The organism is Microbacterium sp. UBA3394, from assembly GCF_002358725.1.
In the GTDB taxonomy this organism is placed as follows: domain Bacteria; phylum Actinomycetota; class Actinomycetes; order Actinomycetales; family Microbacteriaceae; genus Microbacterium; species Microbacterium luteum.
On the sequence record NZ_DEPK01000161.1, the window covers coordinates 7,732 to 11,759 of the forward strand.

4 protein-coding genes are annotated in these 4,028 nt (G+C 69.2%); 3 read left to right on the forward strand and 1 reads right to left on the reverse strand.

All coding sequences use genetic code 11. From position 1 onward, the window contains the following. A partial coding sequence (mfd, locus tag B4E30_RS09545; RefSeq protein WP_286795022.1) for a transcription-repair coupling factor occupies positions 1-2,691 on the forward strand: 2,691 nt, incomplete at its 5' end. Between the two features lie 79 nt (positions 2,692-2,770). Next, positions 2,771-3,178 (forward strand): SRPBCC family protein, encoded by a 408-nt coding sequence (locus tag B4E30_RS09550; protein WP_286795025.1) that lies wholly within the window; start codon positions 2,771-2,773, stop codon positions 3,176-3,178. Here B4E30_RS09550 and B4E30_RS09555 read toward each other — a convergent pair whose 3' ends face one another. Continuing rightward, the gene (locus tag B4E30_RS09555; RefSeq protein ID WP_286795026.1) at positions 3,179-3,409 is read right to left on the reverse strand and encodes a hypothetical protein; all 231 of its coding nucleotides are present in this window, start codon (positions 3,407-3,409) and stop codon (positions 3,179-3,181) included. It abuts the gene before it with no gap. Between the two features lie 43 nt (positions 3,410-3,452). Between B4E30_RS09555 and B4E30_RS09560 the strand changes: the two genes are divergently transcribed. Next, positions 3,453-4,028, forward strand: a 576-nt coding sequence (locus tag B4E30_RS09560) for a sulfurtransferase (RefSeq protein ID WP_286795027.1), incomplete at its 3' end; no start/stop codon positions are given.

Here is a 4,028-nt window from a genome sequence, read left to right on the forward strand (position 1 = left end):
GCGATCACCCTGAGTGAGACGAACCGCGAATTCCTGGATGCGGCGTGGTCGGCCGCGACCGCCGGCGCCCAGACGCCGGTCGACCTCGGCGCCGGCGATTTCGTCACCCTCCCGACCCTACGCGAGCGGATCACCGAGCGCGGCGGCGTGTGGTGGACCCTCAGCGGGTTCGACTCGGGCGCGGCCGACGCGTCGGCGGAAGGGCTCATCGACGTGGATGCCGCGCTCGAAGCCGCCGCCACCGTCAAGGTCGCCGCGGCAGCGGTGCCGAGCTTCCAGGGCAACGTCGACGGCGCGACCGAGCACGTGCGGGGTCTGCTCGCGGACGGCTGGCGCGTCGTGGTGACCGCATCCGGTCCCGGACTGGTCGAGCGGGCGCGCGACGTGCTGAGCGAGCGGGGGATCGCCGCGCAGATCGTGGACGGCATCGATGGCGACGTGCCCACGGGCACCGCGCAGCTCACCTGCGCCGTGCTCGAAAGGGGTTTCCAGTCCGACGGTGCGAAATTCGCGGTGCTCACCGAGACGGAGTTCTACGGCCGCACCATCGGCGGCGACGCGCGCGTGGTGAAGAAGCTCGCCTCGCGGCGCCGGAACGTCGTCGACCCGCTCCAGCTCAAGCCCGGCGACTTCGTCGTGCACGCCACGCACGGCATCGGCAAGTTCGTCGAGCTGGTGCAGCGGGAGGTGTCCTCGGGCGGCCGCAACGCCGTGAAGAGCCAGCGGGAGTACCTGGTGCTCGAGTACGCGCCCTCCAAGCGCGGCTACCCCGGCGACAAGCTGTTCGTGCCCACCGATCAGCTCGACCTCCTGTCGCGGTACGTCGGGGGAGAGGCACCCGCGCTGTCGAAGATGGGCGGGAGCGACTGGGCGCAGGCGAAGGGGCGCGCCCGCAAGGCGGTGCGCGACATCGCGGTCGAGCTCGTGAAGCTCTACTCCGCGCGCATGGCCGCGAAGGGATACGCCTTCGGGCAGGACACGCCGTGGCAGCGCGAGCTCGAAGAAGCCTTCCCGTTCGCCGAGACGGCCGACCAGCTGCAGACGATCGACGAGATCAAGGCCGACATGGAGAAGTCCATCCCGATGGATCGGCTTCTCTCCGGCGACGTCGGGTTCGGCAAGACCGAGGTCGCCGTGCGCGCGGCGTTCAAGGCGATCCAGGACGGCAAGCAGGTGGCGATGCTCGTTCCCACCACGCTCCTGGTCAAGCAGCATCTCGAGACCTTCGCCGAGCGCTTCGCCGGCTTCCCCGTCAAGGTGCGTGCGCTGTCGCGCTTCCAGACCGACAAGGAGGCGCGACAGGTCGTCGCCGGCCTCGCCGACGGGTCGATCGACATGGTGATCGGCACCCACCGCATCCTCACCGAGAAGGTCGTCTTCAAGGATCTCGGGCTGATGATCATCGACGAGGAGCAGCGCTTCGGCGTCGAGCACAAAGATGCGCTGAAGAAGCTGAAGACCAACGTCGACATCCTCGCGATGAGCGCGACCCCGATCCCGCGCACGCTGGAGATGGCGGTCACAGGCATCCGCGAGATGTCGACGCTCGCGACGCCGCCGGAGGATCGCCATCCGATCTTGTCGTTCGTCGGTCCCCGCAACGACAAGCAAATCGCCGCGGCGATCCGGCGAGAACTGCTGCGCGAGGGACAGGTCTTCTACGTGCACAACCGGGTGCAGTCCATTCAGCGCGTGGCGGCCGACCTCGCCGAGCTCGTGCCCGAGGCGCGGATCGCGGTGGCGCACGGGCAGATGGGCGAGCACCAGCTGGAGCAGGTGGTCGACGACTTCTGGGAGCGTCGAGCGGATGTGCTGGTCTCGACGACGATCATCGAGACGGGCCTGGACATCTCCAACGCGAACACGATCATCATCGATCGCGCCGACAAGTACGGTCTGAGTCAGCTCCACCAGCTGCGCGGACGCGTCGGACGCGGTCGCGAGCGGGCCTACGCGTACTTCCTCTACGACGACGGCAAGCCGCTGTCGGAGACCGCGGCCGACCGGCTCGAGACCATCGCGGTGAACAACGATCTCGGTTCCGGGATGCAGGTGGCCCTCAAGGACCTCGAACTGCGCGGGGCGGGCAACCTGCTCGGCGCCGAACAGGCCGGACACATCGCCGGCGTCGGTTTCGACCTCTACCTGCGGATGATCGGCGAGGCCGTCTCGCAGTTCCGCGGCGAGGAGACCGAGGGCCCGACGGAGCTGCGTCTGGAACTGCCCGTGCAGGCGCGTATCCCCGAGGCCTACATCGACAGCGAGCGGCTGCGACTGGAGGCGTACCAGAAGCTGTCGGCGGCCGCGGCCGCCACGGCGGCAGACGACGCCATCGACCTCGTTCTCGAGGAGCTCGCCGATCGCTACGGCACGCCCCCGGAGGAGGTCGCGGGGCTCATCTCGGTGGCGCGCTTGCGGCGCCGGGCGGCGCGTTCCGGGTTCGCCGACGTCGTCGCGATGGGACCGAACCTCCGGATCGCGCCGGCGCACCTGCCCGACTCGATGCGTGTGCGACTGCAGCGCCTCTATCCGAAGGCGAAGCTCGTCGCGAACGGCGACGCGCTCGTCGTGCCGCTGCCGACCGCCGGCGCTGCGGCCCTGGCCGATGCCGATCTGCTGACCTGGGTCGGCCAGCTGCTCGACCAGCTCTGGCCGCTCGCCGCCGAGCCCGAGAAGGCCGCGGTGTCCTGACGCTCGTCTCCGCACGAGCGGCAGGATGTCGTTGCCGCGCGCGCGACCGGCGCATCGGGCCTGTGTCAAGCTGGTCGCCATGCAGAGCGTGCATGTCAGCCGGGTGATCGCTGCCGACCCGCGACGGGTCTACGAGTTCGCAGTGGATGCGCGTCATCTTCCGCTCTGGGCCGCCGGTCTCGCTCAGGGCGATCTGGTGATCGACGGAGACCGGGTGCACCTCGACTCGCCCATGGGTCGTGTCGAGGTGCGTTTCGTCGCCCGGAACACGCTCGGGGTGATCGATCACGACGTGACCCTGCCCTCAGGCGCCACCGTGACGAACCCGATGCGCGTGCTCGCGCATCCGCAGGGAGCGGAGATCGTCTTCACCGTGCGTCAGATCGACCTGACCGACGCGGACTTCGCCCGCGATGTCGCCGCGGTCCGCGCAGACCTGGATCGCCTCGCGGCGCTCATCGAAGCAGATCGCGGAGTCGGAGGATGATCACTCGTTGATCGATCGCCTCTCGCGGATCGCGACGAGGAGGATCCCCGTCCAGAAGAGTGCGAGCATGGTCGACGCGACGGCCAGGAACATTCGCCACCCGTCGGGATCCACAACGAGGGCCCAGACCCAGACGGCGGCCATCCCGAGCCAGACGACCGTCTGCAGGATGACGAGTGCGAACTGACGCGTCGTCAATGAATGGACGAAGGAACTCCACCACGCGCTCACGCGTCGACGCTAACACCCGGGACGGGATCATTAGGCTCGAGGGATGAGCGATCCGATGCAGGTGCCTCCGTTCGTCGCGATCGACGGTCTCGACGGACTCCCCGGTGACGTGGTCCTCGCCGACGTGCGCTGGTACCTCGACGGTCGATCGGGCAGAGAGGCCTACGACCGCGGTCATCTCCCCGGGTCGGTCTTCGTCGATCTCGAGACCTGGCTCTCGGCGCCCCCGTCACCCGAGGGTCGTCGGCACCCTCTTCCTCGGCCGGAGGTCTTCGCCGAGGGGATGCGCACACTCGGCATCTCGGATGACGACACCGTCGTCGCCTACGACGATCAGGGCGGGGTGATCGCCGCGCGGCTGGTCTGGATGCTGCGCGCCACCGGTCATCGCGCCGCACTGCTCGACGGCGGACTCGGCGCCTACCCCGGAGACCTGTCGGCGCAGTCGCCGGTGCGGGAGCGGTCGCACTTCTCGGTGCGGGAGTGGCCTGCGGATCTGCTGGTCGCCGCTGACGATCTCCTTCGTGACGGTGTCATCGCCGTCGATGCACGTCCCCGGGAGCGCTTCGCCGGCGGCGAAGACCCGGTCGACCCCCGCCCTGGACACGTCCCGGGTGCG